We start from the raw sequence: 18,018 nt of genomic DNA on the forward strand, positions 1-18,018 counted from the left end.
AAGGGCCCGAGATGCCGACCATCACTCCCAGCACCACCAACGCCGCCCTGTACACCGTCGACGACTCCACGCTCATCGACGTCGTGTTCAAGCTGAACTTCACCGACTTCGCCCCCAGAACGATCAACCTCACCTACCCGACGGGCGCGGCGGGGCTGTCGGTCAAGCTCACCTTCATCGAGCCGCCCAGCCCGCCCACCTCCGGCGGTCCCGGCGACATCACCCGCACCACCCTCGACATCACCGCCGCCGGGGTGGGCGTCCTGGCCGGTTCCGGCGGGAGCTGGAACGTCTCGCGGACCATCGGCGCCGGGGTCGACCCGGGCACCTCGCAGAACTCGGTCTCCATCGAGGACGCCCTGGGCACCGGCGGCGTCGACAAGTACTTCCAGCTGATCGCCACCACCACGGCGGCCTCGACGTGGAAGCTGAGCGTGGAGGCCGACAGCAACAACGACGTCCTGCGCGTCATCTGCGACCCGACGGCCGTGGTCGCCCCGATCGGCGACCCCCTGGAGACCTCGCTGATCAACATCTCCGCCTCGGCCGCCGACGCGACGATGATCGTGGACGGCGGCGTGCGGCTGCCGTGGGCGACGCCCGTTCCGCCCGCCCGGACCGTCACCTACGCCTTCGGGCACTCCGGGGCCCTGGTGATCAGCGACCTGCCGTCGCTGGCGGCGGCCTCCAGCACGCTGCCGGTGAACCTGCCGGGCGTCTACGGCAACACCGCCGCTCCGGTGCACGTCACCGCGCGGGTGCGCAGCAACGACGCCCGCGATCCCTTCGACTACAGCCGCCTGGGTCCCGACACGCCGATGACGATCAAGTCGCGGCCGCAGCGGGCCGTGCTGGTCCTGGACCGCTCGGGCAGCATGCTCGGCGAGCCCTGGGAGCTGGCCAAGACCTCCGCGCAGCTGTTCGTGCAGCTCTTCGGTGACTTCCGGGAGGGCGCCAACGCCCTCGACAAGATCGCCCTGGCGCGCTTCGAGGACCAGGCCGGCGGCTTCCGCAACCCCAGCCCGCCGACCAACGGCGTCCCCGACCCGACCTTCGTGGCCACCATCCGCGCGCCCGGCGCGCCGGGGACGGTCAAGGACGAGCTGCCCACGATCGACTTCGGGACGCCGTTCTGGAACACCCCCATCGGCGACGGCCTCGTGCACGGCATGAAGCTCCTGGTCGCCGACGGTCTGCCCGACGACCGGCGCGACATCATCGTCCTGCTCACCGACGGCCAGGAGAACTCCGGGACGGTGCGCCTGGAGGCGCCGGCCGTGCTGCCGCCGGTGGCCGAGCAGGCCAAGCTGTTCGCCACCCGCCGCAACGAGCCCGACCTGACCGGGGTGGGCCCCGAGGACAAGGCGCAGATCTTCGCCATCGCGCTGGGCTCGGCGCCCGACCTGGGCGTGCTGGCCAGCATCAGCGGCGCCCAGCAGTTCGTGGCCACCAACACCGCGGGCCTGGCCAACGCCTTCCTGGCGATGCTGAAGAACTCCCAGGAGTTCAATCAGCTGGCCACCCGCAACGAGCGCGAGCCCGGCTCGGGCGTCTCCACCAACGAGATCTTCTTCACCACCACCTCGCCGACGCGTTTCGCCACCGCGCTGCTCAAGGGCACCTTCGCGATGGAGCTGACCCGCTGGGACCCCGACCTGAAGGACTACGTCGCGGTGCCGGTGACCATCGAGAACTTCCCCGGGCACCACTACGCCGGTGTCACCGACGCCTCGGCGTTCCCCGGCTCGACGTTCTGGCGGGTGCGGCACATGAACGGCGCCACCGCCGAGGCGCTGGCGCTGACCGATGTGCTGGCCTATGAGGACCTGCACGTGAAGTCCGACCTGCGCCTGGACAAGCTGTCCTATGAGACCGGCGGGAAGATGAACCTGACCGTGCGCATCCGCCACGACGCCGAGCCGGTCGTCGGGGCGACCGTGCGGGCCGTCCTGGACGCCCCGGCCGAGGGCTTCGGCGCCCTGGTCGCCGGGCTCGGCGACGCCGACTTGGCGGCCACCAAGCGCAAGAAGGACGACGACGGCAAGCACGGCGACCACGCCATCGGGCGCGGCGCGCTGCTCCAGGCGATCCTCGACAAGCACGGCTGGAAGGAGCTGCCCCGCGAGCACTGCGGCGGCAAGGGCCTGTTCGTCGACGGCACCGACCTGCTGCACGACAAGGACGGCACCGGGATCTACACCAACACCTTCGCCAAGGTCGACAAGCCCGGCGCCTACAACTGGCGGGTCCTGACCGACGGCACCGACACCGACGGCGAGCAGTTCAACCACCAGCTCGACCAGACCGTGCTGGCCACCGTCGGCGTCAGCGCCCGCAAGACGCTGATCCGCAAGGAGCGCGCCGACGCCCGCCCGCCCGAGCAGGCGGTGAAGGTGACGATCACCCCGCGCGATGAGAACGGCGAGCCCCTCGGGCCCGGCTTCGACCGGACGGTGGCCTGGGAGCTGACCCACGACGCGAAGTTCCAGCACGTGATCAAGGGCGAGCCCGCGCCGGTCCTGGACAACGGCGACTACACCCGCACCATCGTGTTCCGGGCCGGTCGCCACCCCAGGCTCAAGATCAGCGTGAACGGAACGCTGCTGCCCGTCGTGGACGTGGCGCACCCGAAGTAGCGCGAGGAGCCGGCGCGGCCTCCCGTCCGGTGGGGGGCCGCGCCCCTAATGGAACTGCACACTCCGCAAGAGTTGCACGATGTGCAAAACTTGCGGAGTGTGCAAGTTCTGCGTAGGGTGCAACGCATGGAATCAGCCGCCGAGCGCCGCCGGGCACAGACCCGGCGGCGCAAGCGCGGCCTCATCGCCGACGCCGCCGTCCACCTCGCCCTGGAGAAGGGCCTGGAGGCCGCCACCGTCGAGGCGATCAGCGCCGCCGCCGACATCTCGACGCGCACCTTCTTCAACTACTTCTCCGCCAAGGAGGACGCCCTCACCCTCGCGCCCGCCCCCGAGGTCGAGGAGCTGACCGCCTTCATCGCCGAGCGTCCGCCGGAGGAGCCGTCCGTGCGGGTCATGCGCGCGCTGGTGAAGGACATGGCCGGGACGCACCTGCCGAGCGACGAGCAGATCGCGCTGTGGCGGCGCCATCCCGAGCTCCACGCGCGCGCCTCGCGTCCCAAGGACGAGGAGCGCCGCTTCCTGGCCGTCATCACCGCCATCGCCGCCCGCGACGGGCGCGACCCGCTGACCGACGCCCACCCGAGTGTGCTGGTGACCACCGCCTTCGGTGTCCTGGAGTGGGCGGTGCGCGCCTCGCGCCTGCCGGCGATCGGGCGCGCCGCCGGCGTCCTGATCGACGAGGCCTTCGACCTGCTGGAACGCGGACTCTAGTCCCCACATGGGTACGGCCACGGCCGGGCCACGGGTCCGGACGGCGGTCGGCGCCGCCCATTTCGGGCTCCACCCCTGACACCCCCTGGAAAGGTGAGTCATGCTCACGCACCCTTCGCGTGCCCGTTTCGCGGCTTACGCGTGGATTCTGCTCGTGCTCTTCTTCGTCGTCCAGGCGATCGCGCAGGCCGCCTCGACGGCCCCCTACTCCTTCACCGGGCAGTTCGTCAGCGACCTCGGCAACACCGCCTGCGGCCCCTGGGAGTACTTCACCGACGGCAGCGTGGTCGAGATCTGCTCGCCCGCGCACGGCCTGGTCAACGCCTCCTTCGCGCTCAGCGGGATCCTGCTGGCCGCCGGGACGCTGCTCGCCTGGCGGTCCTGGCCGGCCCGGCGGGCGGTCACCGTCGCCAAGGTCCTGCTCGTGGTGGCCGGGACCGGCTGGGTCGTGGTCTCCCTCGCCCCGGAGAACGAGAACCTGACCGCGCACGGCCTGGGCGCGATGATGATGCTGGCCGGCGGCTCGGCCGCGATGATCCTGCTGGGGGCGTCGCTGCGGCAATGGTGGACCCTCGCGGCCGGGGTGATCGCCGCGGCGGCCACCGTCCTCACCCTCGCGCAGGCCTATCTCGGGCTCGGGCTGGGTGTCATGGAGCGCCTGGCGGTCTTCCCGCTGTTGCTGTGGGCCATCGGGACGGGGGTGACGCGGCTGCGCCGTTAGGCCGGATCACCCGCGCGCGAGCGCCGGTAGTGGGCGCGGACGCGGTTGCGGTTGCCGCAGTCGGCGGCGCTGCACCAGCGCCGGTTGCGCTGGCGGGAGGTGTCCAGGAAGACCCACCCGCAGTGCCGGTCCTCGCAGCGGTGGAAGCGCGCGACCGCCTCCGAGGTCAGCAGTCGCGCGAACTCCAGGGCGAGGGTGTGGCGGGGTGTGGACGGGCCCGGGCTCGCCGGGGCCCACCGCCACGCCCCGCCCGGCTCGCGGTCGAGGCGGCTGGCGGCGTGCGCGGCGGCCAGCTCCCGCTGGAGCGCCTCGGGGTGGGCGCCGTCGACGAGGGCGTCGTAGGTGCCGTCGCGCAGCTCGATGACCAGCGCGTACTCGGCCGCGGCGAGCTCGGGGTCCCGCTCGGCGAGCCCGGCCAGGGCCGTGGCGTCGTCGGCGCCCATCAGCCCGGTGCGCTCCAGCCAGGCCAGGACGTGGGTGTAGCCGGGCAGGAGCTCGGCGCGCCGCTCGGGGTCGCGGCGCCAGGAGACGGTGTTGAGGAAGTCGACGGCGAGGTCGCCGCCGACGCGCGAGGGCTCGACGTCCGGCAGTACCGGCACCCTAATTCCTTTCGGCACGTTTACATGTTAGCGTGCCAGCCCTAATGCTCAATCATGTTTTAAGGAGTTAGGGCAATGCGGAAGCTCTCCGGGTTCGGCGCGCTCTGGGGCTCCCAGGCGGCCTCCAACACCGCCGACGGCATCCTCGTCGCGGCCGCACCCCTCCTGATGGCCTCCCTCAACCGCGACCCCCTCGCCGTGGCGGGCATGACGATCGTCCAGTTCCTGCCCTGGTTGCTGTTCACGCTCCCCGCCGGAGCCCTCACCGACCGCATGGACCGCCGCCGCATCCTCATCGGCGGCAACCTCCTGCGCGCGGCCGGATTCGCCCTGCTCGCCACCGCCGTCGCCCTCGGCTGGGAGAGCGTCTGGCTGCTCTACGCCGCCGTCTTCATCGCCGGAACCGCCGAGACCCTCGTCGACAACGCCGCCCTCACCGTCCCGCCCCGCGTCGTCCCCCGCGAAAGGCTCGAACGCGCCAACGGCAGGCTCTTCGCCACCCAGTCGGTGATCAACACCTTCATCGGCCCGCCCGTCGGCTCCTCCCTCATGGCCGTCGCCGCCGTCTTCGCCTTCAGCGGCGCCGCCGGTCTCTTCGCCCTCGCCGGGCTCGCCGCCCTGCTCCTGCCGCGCCTGCTGCCCACCCCCACCGAGGAGGCCGCCGAACACCAGACCGCCCAGGGCGTCCTCGCCGACATCTCGGCCGGCTGGAGCCACTTCTGGCGGCACCACCTGCTGCGGCGCGTCGCGCTGATCTCGGCCGCCATCAACTTCTTCAGCACCGCCACCGGCTCGATCCTCGTCCTGCTCGTCACCGGCCCCCTCGGCGTGCCCGAGGCCGCCTACGGGCTGTTCATCGCCGTCCCGGCCGCCGGAGCCGTCCTCGGCTCACTCATCGCCGAGAAGGTCATCCCGCGCGTCGGCGGCGGCCCGGTCACCTGGGCGGCCGCGCTCGCCCCGGCCGCCAGCTACGCCGTCCTCGGGCTGGGCGCCGGGATCGTCCCCGGCCTCATCGCGATGTTCCTGGCGGCCGTGGCCGCCTCCTGCAACCAGATCGTGGTCTCCACCCTGCGCCAGGCCACCGTCCCCGACGCCCTGCTGGGCCGCGTGACGGCCGCCTACCGCCTGGTCGTCCTGGGCGTCGTGCCGTTCGGCGGCCTGACCGGCGGGATCCTGGGCGGGACCGTCGGCGTCCGGAACGCCTTCGTCATCGCCGGAGCCGGGCTCGCGCTGGCCGCCTGCGTCCTCGCCCCGCGCGTGACGACCTCGGCGCTGCGCCGGGTGGAGGAGCCGTCGCGGGCATAGGCGAGCGCCCCCGCCGGGATCCCGGCGGGGGCGCTTCCTCGGTTCACCCGGTCACGGGCACAGCTCGGCCTCCAGCTCGGCGGTGAAGACCGCCAGCGCGTCGCCCCAGTCGCCGTTGATGTTGGAGACGACCATGCGCGAGCCGTCCTTGCTGCCCATCGCGTAGGTCCACGAGCCGTGGATCATGCCGCCGTTGCCCCAGGCGGTGACCCCGCACGGCAGCTTGTGGGCGACGATGCCGAGCCCGTAGCCACGGTCCTCCAGCCAGCCCTTGCCATCGGTCGGGATCGTCGTCAGCATCTCCTCCAGCAGCGCCGGGGGCAGCAGCCGCCCGCCCAGCAGCGCCCGGAAGAACGTCTGGAGGTCCCCGGTGGTGGAGACCATGTCCCCGGCCGCCCGTCCCCAGGAGGCGTCCATGTCGGTGACGTCGTGGCGCTCGGCGGTAGGGCCCTGCCACAGCGTGGAGTAGGCGCGGCCGTGCGGCCCGCGGATCACGGTCTCGTCGCCGGGGACGTAGGTGGCGCTCATGCCCAGCGGGCGCAGGATCCGCCGCGTGACCTCATCGGCGTAGGAGCGGCCGGTGACCTTCTCGATGATCATCCCGGCCAGCACGAAGTTGGTGTTGGAGTAGTTCCAGCTCGTCCCGGGGGCGTAGAGCGGCGGGTGGGTCATCGCGATGGCCACCAGGTCCCCGGGGCGGTAGTGCTCGTACTGGTGCTCGGGGTAGTTCGGGGAGAAGTAGGCGTCGATCCAGGCCGGGTCCAGGGTGTAGGCGAACAGGCCGCTGGTCTGGTTGAGCAGCTGCCGGACGGTGATCGCCGCGCCGTCGTTGCCGTTGCCGCGCACCACGCCGGGGAGCCACTTCTCCACGCTGTCCTCCAGGCTCAGCCGCCCCTCGGCCACCAGCTTCAGCACCACCGTCGAGGTGAACGCCTTGGTGGTGCTGCCGATGCGGAAGCGGTCCTGCCGGTGGCGCTCGCGGCCGGTGCCGGTGTCGGCCACGCCCTCGGCGCCGAACCAGCGCCCGTCGCCGTCACGGACCTCGGCGATGATGCCGGGCGTCGTGCCGTCGGCCACGGCCTGTTCGAGCACCCGCTGGATTCCGGCGTGGCGGCCGCCGGCCGAGGCGGGGGAGGCGGTCACGGTCAGGGCGAGTCCGGCGGCGAGGAGGCAGGTGGCGGCTTTGCGGATGGTCGTCTTCATCGGGGTGGTCTCCGTTCGGGAAGTCGGTGTCAGTTGCCGCTGACGCGGTCGAGGACGATGTCGCCGCTGCCGAGGTGGGCGCGCAGCTCGGCGGTGTCGTCCCCGGAGGGCTCGGGCAGGTCGCCGAGGTTGTCGCGGACCCGCCCGAGGGCGGTCTTGGCGTCCAGCACGATCGCGGTGCCCTCCGGGACGCCGACGCCGATCCGCCCGGCGCCGACCGACAGCTCGGCCAGGCCGCGCCGCAGCTCGCCGATCACCACCGAACCGTGCGAGACGGTCGCGTGGACGCCGTCGGCGGCGCGGTCCACGCTGATGTCGCCGCGCTCGGTGGACAGCCGCAGCTCACCGGCGCTGTCGAGGCGGATGTGGCCGTCGGCGACGTGCGCCCGCACCGGGCCCAGGCGGCCTTCGCCGCTGAGACCGCCGTCGCGGACGGTCACCGCCAGCGCCGAGCCGGTCGGCAGCCCGACGGTCACCACGAGGCGGCCGGGCTGGTAGCGGACGCGGGAGCGGTCCTTGACGGTCAGCCGCCCACCGGCGTACTCGACGCGGGCGCGCTCGGCGGCGGCCACGTCGGTGGCGTCGGCCGGGTCGGCCGGGCGGACCTCGACGGTGGTGTCGGCGCGGTCGGTGGCGCTGACGCGGATCTCGGCGGCGCTCAGGGACACCGCGGCGGTGATGGGCTCGGGGGTGGCGTAGGTGTTCATCGGGGGGCTTCCTTTCGAGGGGAGAGGTGGGGGAGGGGGCCACCGGCGGGCGCCGGTGGCCCGGGGTGTGCTCAGCCGCCGATGGCGACGCCGAACTCCGCTTCGATGAGCTGGAACATCGGGTCCCAGGACTTCCACTCGGTGTTGGTGTGGGCGGCGATCGTGTGCCGCCCGTCGGGGGTGCCGACCGCGAAGAAGTAGGTCCCCCAGAAGCTGCCGCCGATGCCGCGCAGCTCACGCCCGCCGGTCGCCTCCGGGACGAACTCGAAGACGCCCAGGCCGTAGCGGGTGTGCGGCATCCAGAAGGCGCCGTCGGTGGAGACCGTCGTCCACATCTGCCGGTGCTGCTCGGCCGGGAGCAGCTCACCGCTGACGATCGCGTTGAGGAAGCGGATCATGTCGCCGGTGGTCGACACGACGTTCCCGGCCGCGTACCCCAGGGACGAGTTCAGCTCGGTGACGTCGAGGGCGGGCAGGCCCGGCTCCTCCATCAGCGACTGCCAGTTCTCCGGGGTGACCGCGCCCGGGTCGGCGCCGTCCTTGAGGAACTGGTGGGAGTAGCCGCGCGGGTGCGGCTCGGGGTAACCGGTCTCCTTCACGCCGCGCACCCAGGTGTGCGTCAGCCCCAGCGGCCCGATCACCAGGCGCTCGACCTCCTCGGCGTAGGTCCGGCCGGTGATCGCCTCGATGATCGCCCCGGCCAGGTAGAAACCGCCGTTGGCGTAGCAGAAGCGCTCGCCCGGCGCGCCCACCGGCGGCTGCGACACCGCCACCCGCAGCAGCTCCTCGGTGGTGAAGGTGTCGAAGCGGTGCCGGTCCATCCCCGAGCGCGTGGCGTAGCGGTAGCTGACCTCCGGCGCCAGGCCGGTCGGGAACAGCCCGCCCGTGTTGCCCAGCAGGTGCCGGACGGTGATCGCCTCGCCGTCGTAGCCGTTCACGTCCAGCACACCCGGCAGGTGCCTGTTGACCGCGTCGTCCAGGCTCAGCCGCCCCTCGGCCGCCAGGCCCAGCAGCGTCGCGGCGGTGAAGGCCTTGCCGCTGCTGCCGGTGTGGAAGAACTCGCCCGCCCGGCGGGGAGCGCCGGTCTCGGTGTCGGAGACGCCCGCGGTGCCGAACCAGGTCCGGTCGCCCTCGCGGACCTCGGCGACGATGCCGGGGACGCCGTACTCGGCCACCGAGCGGTCGAGCACCGTCTGGATCTTCTCGTTCGCGTTCATCGCACTGCCCTCTCGGTCTTGGTCTCGGTTACGTGTTCCACCTTCGGCGGCGCCGCTGACAGGCCACTTACATCCCGCTTCCAGCGGCCCGGAGCCGTGTAAGAGACGCCCGATAACCTGGCGATCATGCGGATTCACGTACTCGGGCCCGTCGAGGCGCACACCGACGACGGCACGCCGATCGACCTCGGCGGCACCCGGATCCGCGCGCTGCTGGCCAGGCTCGCGCTCGCCGGAAACGACGTCGCCACGGTCGACGCGCTGCTCGACGGGCTGTGGGGAGAGCAGGCCGGGGGCACCGTCAACGCGCTCCACGCCCTCGTCCACCGGCTGCGCAAGGCCCTGGCCGGGGCCGCCGTCGTCGAGCGCGTCACCGGCGGCTACCGCCTGGAGGCCGGCTACGTCGACGCGCTCCGCTTCGAGGAGCTCGCCCGGCGCGGCGCCCGCGAACTGGCCGGCGGCTCGGTGGGGCGCGCGTCGTCCCTGCTGGACGAGGCGCTGGCGCTGTGGCGCGGGCACGCGCTGGCCGACGTCCGCGACATCCCCTTCGCCGCCACGGCCGGGGCCCGCCTCGACGAGCTGCGCGCCGGGGCCTCCGAGGATCGCTTCGAGGCCGCGCTGCGGCTCGGCGAGCACGGTGAGGTGCTCGCCGACCTGGAGGCCGCCGCCATCGCCCACCCGCTGCGGGAGCGCCTCGCGGGGCTGCGCATGCGCGCCCTGCACGCCGCCGGGCGCCAGTCCGACGCCCTGGCGGCCTTCGAGCGCGTGCGCGACACCCTCGCCGAGGAACTCGGCGTCGACCCCTCACCGCGCCTGCGCGAGACCCACCTGGCAGTCCTGCGCGGCGAGCCCACCGCGCCCCGGCCCGAACGGGTGGTGGCCCCGGGCGGGCGCCTCCCGGCCGCGCTGACCAGCTTCGTCGGCCGCGAGGACGAGCTGCGCGCCCTGGACCGCGCGCTGGACGACTCCCGGCTGGTCACCATCGTCGGCCCCGGCGGCGCCGGCAAGACCCGCCTGGCCGTGGAGGCCGCCGGACGCCACCGCGCCCACGCCCGCGGCCGCGTCTGGCTCGTCCCGCTCGCCGACGCCCACACCGCCGAAGCCCTCGTGGAGGCCGTGCTCGGCGCGCTCAGCCCCGCCGGGCCCCAGCCGCCCGGCACACCCCTGGAGCGCATCGCGGCCATGCTCACCGGCGACGAGGGCGTGCTGATCCTCGACAACTGCGAGCAGCTCACCGGCGCCGCCGCCGACCTGGCCGCCCACCTCCTGGCGCGCCTGCCGGACCTGACGATCCTGGCCACCAGCCGCGAGCCCCTCGACGTCATCGGCGAGGCCCTCTGCCGCCTCGGGCCACTCGGCCTCCCGCCCGAGCACGCCGAGCCCGAGGAGGCGTCCGGCTCGGCGGCCGTGCGGCTGTTCCTCGACCGCGCCACCGCCGTCCAGCCCGGTCTCACCCTCGACGCCGGGACCACCGGCCCCATCGTGGACATCGTGCGCCGCCTGGACGGGCTGCCGCTCGCGCTGGAACTGGCCGCCGCGCGCCTGCGCAGCATGAGCGCCGAGCAGATCGCCCGCCGCCTCGACGACCGCTTCCGGCTCCTGAGCACCGGCAACCGCGGCGCCCGGCCCCGCCAGCAGACCCTCCGCGCGGTCATCGCCTGGAGCTGGGACCTCCTGTCCGGCGATGAGCGCGCGCTGGCCCGGCGGATGTCGGTCATCCCCGCCCGCACGGGCCCCGCCGCGATCGAGGCCGTCTGCGCCGACGCGGGCCTCCCCGCCGGTGAGATCGCCTACCTCCTCGACTCCCTGGTCGACAAGTCCATCGTGGAGCGGAGCGCCGACGGCTACCGCATGCTGGAGACCATCCGCGCCCACGCCGGGGAGCACCTGCGCCTCGAAGGTGAGGACAAGGCCGCCCGGGCCGCCTTCACCCGGCACTTCGCCGCGCTGGCCGCCGAACACGAGCCGCTGCTGCGCGGACACCACCAGGAGGACTCGCTCCGCCTCTTCCACGACGAGCACGCCAACCTCGTCCACGCCCTGCACACGGCGATCGAGGACGGCGACGGCGAGCACGCCGCCGCCGTCCTCGCGCCGCTGTACTGGTACTGGGTCATGGTCCGCTACGACGCCCGCGCCGACGACTACGTCGCCCGGACCGCCGCGCTCGGCGAGGCCCTGCCCGCCCCCGCCCGGGCCGCCTTCACCGCCATCCACCGCGTCGGGGACCGCGAGGAGCCGCTCACCGATCCCGGGCGCCTGCGCGAGCTCATCGAGGACTGCGCCGCCACCGGCGCGCTGGAGCGCCACCCGATGCTGCTGACGACCGTGCTGGTGATGGCGCCCGTCTTCGGCCTCGGGGACCTCGCCGACCGTGAGATCGCCCGGGTGCGCGCCGGGACCGACGAGTGGGCGATCGCCTGCACCCACATGATCGAGGCGATGCGGCACCGCGTGCGCGGCGACGGGGACGCCTCGGCGAGCGCGATGGCCACCGCCCTGCGCCTGTTCGAGCGGGTGGGGGACCGCTGGTGGGCGGCCAAGGCCCTGTACGGCCTGGCCCAGGTCCACGCCGTCGCCGGTGAGCACGACCGCGCCGTCGCCGCCTACGAGGACAGCCTCGCCATCGCCGTCGACCTCGGCTCCCAGGACGAGGTCTCCACCCGCCTGGCCCTGGCCACCGAGCGCATGCGCGGCGGCGACCTGGCCGGTGCCCGCCACGACGTCGAGACCGCCGAGACGGCCGTGCGGCGGCGCGGCCAGCCGGTCCTGGCGATCGAGGTCCTGGCCGTCGCCGCCGAGCTGAGCCGCCGATCAGGTGATCCCGTGGGCGCCGACCGGGAGCTGGACCGCCTGGAGGAGCTCGCCGGGCGGCTGCCGGTGGCCGTCGGGTACCGGCTGCCGCCCGCCCGGATGGCCAACCGCCTCGGCGCCGGCGACGCCGCCGGTGCCCGCGCGCTGCTGCCCGGGGCCGTGGAGGCCGCGCGGGCGGCCATGGACGTTCCCTCGGCCGGTCACCTGCTCGCCCGGCTGCTGTTCCTGGAGGGCGACGCGGAGGGCGCGGCGACCGCGCTGGGCCTGAGCCGGGCGGCCCGGGGCGCCTTCGACCACGGCGACACCGAACTGCGCGCCCTGCGCGAGAGCCTGGTGGCCGCCCTCGGGCGTCCCGGATACGACCCGGCCTTCCAGCGCGGTGCGGAACTGTCCCCGGACGAGGCCGCCGGGTGGCTGATGGAGTCGCGCGTGCGCTAGGTCCAGCGGCGGCCGGGGCGGCGCTTGCGGACCTTGTCCTGCTCGGGGACCTCGGGCCCGCGTTCCAGCAGGGGCGCCCACAGGTCGCCGTCGGCGGCCCGCTCCAGGGCCTCTTCGGGAGTGAAGCGCAGGTCGCGGTCGCCCTCGACCTCCTCCCAGGTCATCGGGACCGAGACGGTGGGCATGGTCAGGCCGCGCAGGGACCAGGGCGCCACGGTGGTCTTGGCCGCGTTGTTCTGGCTCCAGTCGATGAAGACGCGCCCCTCGCGCTTGACCTTGAGCATGTTGGCCGTGATGAGGTCGGGATGCTCCTCCTCCAGCTCGCGCGCCACCGCCTCGGCGTAGGCCGAGACCTGCACGTCGGGCTGGGTCGCGGCGATCGCGCAGCACAGGTGCAGGCCCTTCTTGCCCGAGCTCTTCACGTGGGCGGTGAGGCCGTCCTCGGCGAGCCGGTCGCGCAGCAGGAAGGCGACCCTGGCGGAGTCGGCGCGCGTCGAGCCGGGGCCGGGGTCGAGGTCGGCGACCAGGCGGTCGGGCATGCGGGGCTCGGTCTCGTCGGCCTCGCGGCCGTCGAGGAGCCACTGGTGGGTGTGCAGCTCCAGGGCGGCGAGGTTGGCCAGCCACACCAGGGTCGCCTCGTTGTCGGCGACCACGAAGTCGGCGGAGTCGCGGTCCTTGGACGAGCCGGGCGTGGCGACGGTGGCCAGGCGCACCCAGCCGGGCGTGCCCTTCGGCGCGTTCTTCTCGTAGAACGGCTTCTGGCCGGTGCCGCTGGGGTAGCGGATGCGCGTGACGGCCCGGTCGCGCAGGTGCGGGACGATGATCGTGGCGACGGCGCGGTAGTAGGCGGCGACGTCGGACTTGGTGAAGCCGGTGTCGGGATACATGACCTTGTCCGGGTTGGACATGCTGATCGTGTGTCCGTCGACGTCGAACTCGACGCGATTCGTCGGCATGGAACCACCCCCGGGGCGGGCTGCGATCGGTACCGGGACCGTACCGCGCCGGCGGCGCGCCCGGGGGACTTCGGCGGCAACATGTCGCCCCCGCGCACAGTTTTGCGGGACGAACAATTGTTGCCCGGCGGGCGCGATGATCCGCTGAATGGGACCGGTAATCGCTCGGGAGAATGCCGGAATGAACGGCGGGAGATCGTACCGGCGGGTAGCCTGGCGGGCAAAGAATGGCGCGCGGATTCGCGCGAGTCCCCGTATGCTTGCTGAGCTGGGAGTTTCGCCGCGTTACGTCCGGGTGATCGATGACCTCCGTCTTCGCTGCTCACGCATCTAGTGTCGTTGATCCGACAGTGGCAGGCCGTAACTAATTGCAGGGTCACTCGTTCGAGTGAAAACACTTCTCAGTGCGGAGAATGGGAATTTGACGGTTGGGTATCCGGCGCATTAGGCTCGGAGTGAAGGCCCGTTCCCAAGGCTTGTGTGAGGCACGCCCAATATGGCCCTGAAATTCTCCGGCCCGCCAATGCCTGGTGAGAATGCCCTCTCCGGGGACGAGTTCGATGGACGAAGGTCGGGACCCGCCTTGATTCGCATACTGCTCGGACAACGACGCACGGTGTGGCGCGAGGCGCTCGCCACCGTGTTGTCCCAGGTCGACGACCTCCACGTGATCGCCGAACACACCGGCGGCGAGGACCTGGTCGCCGCCGCACGCGCCGAAGACCCCGCCGTCGTCGTGCTCGACGCCGAGCTGCCCGGCGTCCCCGTCGACGAATTATGCGCCCGCATCGGTGAGGCCGCGCCCGGCGCGGGCGTGCTGCTGCTGATGGAGCGCCACGCCGCCGTCCGGCACGCCGCCGGTGCCCTCGGCCCCCGCGTCGGCATGATCGGCACCGACGTCTCGCCCGAACGCCTCATCGACGGCATTCGCGACCTCGCCGGAGGCCGCGCCGTCCTGGACGCCGACCTCGCCCTGGCCGTGCTCACCGCGCCCGGCAACCCGCTCACCGACCGCGAGCGGGAGGTCCTGGAGCTGGCCGCGCACGGCTCTCCCACCAGCGAGATCGCGCAGCGCCTCTACCTCTCGGCGGGGACGGTGCGCAACTACCTCTCCCGCGCGCTGGCCAAGACCGGTGCGCGCACCCGCATCGAGGCCGTCCGCATCGCTCAGGACGCCGGATGGATTTGAGCATCGTGCTCCCAGTGCCCCAGCAGGTCCCGGAACAGCGGCGAGCGGGCGATCACCTCGTCCCGCGCGCCCAGTACCGCCTCCTCGCCGTCGAGCACCAGCACCCGGTCGGCGCGCAGCGCCGAACCCGCCCGGTGGGCGATGACGATGAGGGTCCCGCGTTCGGCGAAGGCGCCCTCGGCGCGCTCCTCGGCGGCCGGGTCCAGGTGACAGCAGGCCTCGTCCAGGACGGCCAGGGGAGCCGGTGACAGGTGCGCGCGGGCCAGCGCGATGAGCTGCCGCTCGCCGGCCGACAGTTCGGCCGGGGAAAGGACGGCGGAGGGCCCGCCGAGCCGCTCGACGAGGTCGCGGGCGCCGACGGCGTCGATGGAGGCGTCCAGTTGCGCGGCGGTGGCCCCGGGGTGGTGGTAGGCGATGTTCTCGGCGAGGGTGCCGGTGAAGACGTGCGCCTCCTGGGGGATGAGCACGCGCTGCCCGCGCGCCTCGCGGGCGTCGACGCCGTCGATGGTCACCGTCCCGGCGCCGGGGGTGAGCAGCCCGCAGACGAGACCGGCCAGGGTGGACTTGCCGATGCCGCTGGGGCCGACCACGGCCAGCCGTTCCCCCTCGCGCAGGTCGAGGTCGAGGCCGCGCAGCACGGGCGCGGCGTGGGGTCCGTAGGCGAAGGTCAGGCCGCGTGTGGAGACCGCGCTGCCGCCGCCCGCCACCACCTGCGGCGGATCGGCCGGAGGGGCGTCGGCGGCGTCCAGGAGCCGCCCGAGGGTGACGGCGAAGCGCAGCCCGCCGGCGCCCAGGCCCTGGGCGAGGGCGCCCAGCGCGGGCCGCAGTCCCATGAGGACGTAGGTGAGCCCGCCCATGATCGCGCCGGTGCCCACACCCCGCGCCAGCAGCCAGGGGCCGGCCGCCAGCAGCGCCAGCAGGGGACCGGCGCCGCCGATGGCCAGGCAGAGCACGCGCAGCGCGGTGACCCAGGCCAGGGCCTTCTCCGCGCGGGCCTGGGCGTCGGCGGCCTCCCCGACGCGTTCGGCGGCCCAGCCCCGGGCGCCGGTGGCGGTCAGGTCGCGGGCGGCGGCCAGTGTGGACGCCGCGACGGCCGACAGGCGCTCGTCGCCGCGCACGTAGGCGTACTGGCGGCGGGCGGCGAAACCCAGTGACAGCAGCAGCCCGGCCAGGCCCAGCAGGAACGGCGGGAGCACCCAGGCCAGCACCGGCGCGGCCACCGAGGCCAGCCCGAGGACCGCGCCGACGGTGGTGACCGCGAAGGAGCGGACCAGCACCAGCAGCCCGGCGTAGGAGTCGCGGGCGATCTCGGCCTGGTGCGTCAGCCGCGCCAGCGCGCCCTCGTGGTCGAGCCCGGCGGTGGCGCGGCGCAGCGCGCCGTCGACCACGACGCGGACGAGGCCGTCGCGGAACGGCTCGGTCAGGTCGCCCAGGCGGCGGTAGACCTGCGCGGCGCCGAACGCGCCCGCGCCGGAGGCCGCCAGCAGCGCCGCCAGCCACAGCATCCCGACGCCGGGCCGCCCGGCGAGGAAGCCGTCGTCGACGGCCCGCGCGATCGCCAGACCGGCGACGGCGGCCGGCAGCGCCTCCGGCGCCGACCACAGCAGGAAGCGCGCGAGGGGACCGGCGCGCAGCGACCGCAGTCCGTACAGCAGGGCGCGTCTCATGAGCCGAACACCGCCCGGTAGTCGGCCTCGGCCCACAGCTCGGCGTGCGGGGCGACGGCGCGCACGCGCCCGTCGTCGAGCCACACGACGCGATCGGCGCGCGCGGCGGTCTGCGCGCGGTGGGTGACCACGAGGCGGGTGCGGCCGCCGTGATCGCGGGTCAGCGCGCGCCCGATGCGCAGCTCGGTGACGGTGTCCACGCTGGACATCGCGTCGTCGAGGACCAGCAGCCGCCCGGCGGGCCAGGCGCGGGCCAGCCCCAGACGCTGCGTCTCACCGCCGGAGCGGGGCGCCTCGTCGAGGGGGGTGTCGTAGCGTTCGGGGAGCCGGGTGGCCCAGTCGTGCACGTCGGCGGCCCGCGCGGCGGCCGTCACGTCGATGCCGCGCCCGCAGGCGATGGCCTCGGCGACGGTGGCGCCGACGGGGACGGGACGCTCGAAGGCGCAGCCGATGGCCGCGCGCAGGGCGTCCTCGGTGAGCTCGGGCAGCGGGACGCCGTCGAGCAGGACCGCGCCCTCGTCGGGGTCGCGCAGCCGCGCGCACAGCGCCGCCAGGGTCGACTTGCCCGACCCGGAACGCCCGGCGACGGCGGTGAGGCTCCCGCCGGGCAGGTCGAGGTCCACATCGGTCAGCACGCCGGTCACCGTCGCGCCGCGCAGCTCCAGGCGGCCCGGCGCGGCCGGCAGAACAGCGTCGCCGTGCTCGAAGGCGGGCGCGTCGAGGACCTCCCGGACGCGGCCGGTCGCCGCCCGCGCCCGCGCCAGCCCGCCCAGCAGCCCCGTGAGGCCGCCGAGCCCGGCGCCCTGGGCGGCGTACTGCGCGGCGGCGAACAGCTCGCCGGGGGTGATCCGGTGCCGCGACAGCGCCCATCCGGCCACCGCCAGCACCGCCACCAGCGCCAGCGGGCCGGCGACCGCGGCCTTGGCCCCGGTCGCCGACAGGACCCGCCAGGTCAGGCGCCCGTGCCGGTGCAGCTCGGGCAGCGGGCCCAGGACCCGTTCGCGCTCGCGATCGGCCGTCCCCGCCGCGGCGATCGTGCGCGCTCCGGTCAGCGACTCGGCGAGCAGCCCGGCGATCTCGCCCTGCACGCGCTGGTAACCGGCGACCGCCTCGGTGGTGCGGCGTGTGTAGGTGCGCAGGACGAGCACGATCGCGGTCACGCCGACCAGGAACGCGGCCGCGAGCCAGACGTCGATGAGCGCGAGCAGCACCAGGCTGCCCAGTGGCGGCACCGCCGAGGCGATCAGGCCCACGATCTGGGGTGCGGCCCCGGCGGCCTCGGCGGCGTTGCCGCTGACCCGGGCCACCAGGTCGCCGGTCCCGAAACGCGCCGTCCCCGACGGCGGCAGGGCCAGCAGGTGCGACACGATCCCGCGGCGCAGCGACGCGGTGGCGTCGGCGAGGAAACCGGCCGACAGGTACACGTCCAGCAGGTCCACGGCCACGCCCCCGGCGATCAGGAGCGCCGCGAGGAAGAGGAGACTCCGGTCGCCGAGGGCGTCCACCACCCGGCCGAGGACCGCCGGAAGCGCCAGCGACACCCCCGTACCGGCGAGCGCGCAGAGACCGATGACGGGCAGCCGCCATCGTCCGCGCCGGGGGATCGCCTCGCGCATCAGTCCTCCAGGAAGGGAAGGGAGCGGCGGCCCCCTGTGGAGACGGGGCCGCCGCGGTGATCGTTACGGGTGGCAGAGCGTCACGGAGAGGCCGCTGGTCCCGCCGCACAGCAGCGCGGAGAGGTTGCTGGGGCAGCTGTGGCCCGAGGCGGACGAACCGCCGCCGTGGCTGCTTCCGCCGCCGCCGTAGGTGGGGGTGTTCTCCATGCCCTGAAGGTCGAGCAGAGCCATGATGG

The 18,018-nt window shown here is 74.0% G+C and carries 14 protein-coding genes; 6 read left to right on the forward strand and 8 right to left on the reverse strand.

What is annotated here, in order from left to right; translation table 11 throughout:
• Positions 1-11: 11 nt before the first annotated feature.
• The 3 genes from QSK10_RS16815 (at position 12) to QSK10_RS16825 (ending at position 4,071) form a co-directional block, all read left to right on the forward strand.
• The gene (locus tag QSK10_RS16815; protein ID WP_285663771.1) at positions 12-2,636 is read left to right on the forward strand and encodes a vWA domain-containing protein; all 2,625 of its coding nucleotides are present in this window, start codon (positions 12-14) and stop codon (positions 2,634-2,636) included.
• Positions 2,637-2,762: 126 nt separating this feature from the next.
• Entirely contained in the window at positions 2,763-3,350 is a 588-nt protein-coding gene (locus QSK10_RS16820; protein ID WP_285663772.1) for a TetR/AcrR family transcriptional regulator, read from the forward strand.
• Positions 3,351-3,450: 100 nt separating this feature from the next.
• Positions 3,451-4,071 carry a DUF998 domain-containing protein gene (locus QSK10_RS16825; protein ID WP_285663773.1) on the forward strand — a complete coding sequence of 207 codons (621 nt, stop codon included), beginning with the start codon at positions 3,451-3,453 and terminating at the stop codon, positions 4,069-4,071.
• Here QSK10_RS16825 and QSK10_RS16830 read toward each other — a convergent pair.
• On the reverse strand, positions 4,068-4,670 hold the full coding sequence (locus tag QSK10_RS16830) for a CGNR zinc finger domain-containing protein (protein WP_285663774.1): 603 nt from the start codon (positions 4,668-4,670) through the stop codon (positions 4,068-4,070). The two genes, QSK10_RS16825 and QSK10_RS16830, sit on opposite strands and share 4 nt — an antisense overlap.
• Before the next feature lie 75 nt (positions 4,671-4,745).
• Between QSK10_RS16830 and QSK10_RS16835 the strand changes: the two genes are divergently transcribed.
• Entirely contained in the window at positions 4,746-5,975 is a 1,230-nt protein-coding gene (locus QSK10_RS16835) for an MFS transporter (RefSeq protein ID WP_285663775.1), read from the forward strand.
• A 51-nt stretch (positions 5,976-6,026) separates the two neighbouring features.
• Here the strand turns inward: QSK10_RS16835 and QSK10_RS16840 are convergent, their stop codons facing one another.
• The 3 genes from QSK10_RS16840 to QSK10_RS16850 all read right to left on the reverse strand — a co-directional run bounded on the left by QSK10_RS16840 (position 6,027) and on the right by QSK10_RS16850 (position 9,102).
• A complete protein-coding gene (locus QSK10_RS16840) occupies positions 6,027-7,178 on the reverse strand; it encodes a serine hydrolase domain-containing protein (RefSeq protein ID WP_285663776.1) in 1,152 nt (383 codons plus the stop codon).
• Positions 7,179-7,207: 29 nt separating this feature from the next.
• Complete coding sequence (locus QSK10_RS16845) at positions 7,208-7,885, reverse strand: DUF4097 family beta strand repeat-containing protein (RefSeq protein WP_285663777.1); 678 nt, start codon at positions 7,883-7,885, stop codon at positions 7,208-7,210.
• A 71-nt stretch (positions 7,886-7,956) separates the two neighbouring features.
• Positions 7,957-9,102, reverse strand: a complete 1,146-nt coding sequence (locus QSK10_RS16850; protein ID WP_285663778.1) for a serine hydrolase domain-containing protein — start codon at positions 9,100-9,102, stop codon at positions 7,957-7,959.
• Positions 9,103-9,228: 126 nt separating this feature from the next.
• Here QSK10_RS16850 and QSK10_RS16855 point away from each other — a divergent pair, with 126 nt between their 5' ends.
• On the forward strand, positions 9,229-12,354 hold the full coding sequence (locus QSK10_RS16855; RefSeq protein WP_285663779.1) for an AfsR/SARP family transcriptional regulator: 3,126 nt from the start codon (positions 9,229-9,231) through the stop codon (positions 12,352-12,354).
• Here QSK10_RS16855 and ligD read toward each other — a convergent pair.
• The gene (gene ligD, locus QSK10_RS16860; protein ID WP_285663780.1) at positions 12,351-13,310 is read right to left on the reverse strand and encodes a non-homologous end-joining DNA ligase; all 960 of its coding nucleotides are present in this window, start codon (positions 13,308-13,310) and stop codon (positions 12,351-12,353) included. The genes QSK10_RS16855 and ligD overlap by 4 nt on opposite strands.
• A gap of 583 nt (positions 13,311-13,893) precedes the next feature.
• Here ligD and QSK10_RS16865 point away from each other — a divergent pair.
• Entirely contained in the window at positions 13,894-14,499 is a 606-nt protein-coding gene (locus QSK10_RS16865; protein ID WP_285663781.1) for a response regulator transcription factor, read from the forward strand.
• On the opposite strand, the gene QSK10_RS16870 is transcribed toward QSK10_RS16865, so the two are convergent.
• The 3 genes from QSK10_RS16870 to QSK10_RS16880 form a co-directional block, all read right to left on the reverse strand.
• Entirely contained in the window at positions 14,478-16,166 is a 1,689-nt protein-coding gene (locus tag QSK10_RS16870) for an ATP-binding cassette domain-containing protein (protein WP_285663782.1), read from the reverse strand. The two genes, QSK10_RS16865 and QSK10_RS16870, sit on opposite strands and share 22 nt — an antisense overlap.
• Positions 16,163-17,782 carry an ABC transporter ATP-binding protein gene (locus tag QSK10_RS16875; RefSeq protein ID WP_285663783.1) on the reverse strand — a complete coding sequence of 540 codons (1,620 nt, stop codon included), beginning with the start codon at positions 17,780-17,782 and terminating at the stop codon, positions 16,163-16,165. Before QSK10_RS16875 ends, QSK10_RS16870 begins: the two co-directional genes overlap by 4 nt.
• 63 nt (positions 17,783-17,845) lie before the next feature.
• Positions 17,846-18,013 carry a SapB/AmfS family lanthipeptide gene (locus tag QSK10_RS16880; RefSeq protein WP_285663784.1) on the reverse strand — a complete coding sequence of 56 codons (168 nt, stop codon included), beginning with the start codon at positions 18,011-18,013 and terminating at the stop codon, positions 17,846-17,848.
• Positions 18,014-18,018 lie beyond the last annotated feature (5 nt).

This window comes from Actinorhabdospora filicis (assembly GCF_030269765.1).
Classification (GTDB): Bacteria; Actinomycetota; Actinomycetes; order Mycobacteriales; family Micromonosporaceae; genus Actinorhabdospora; species Actinorhabdospora filicis.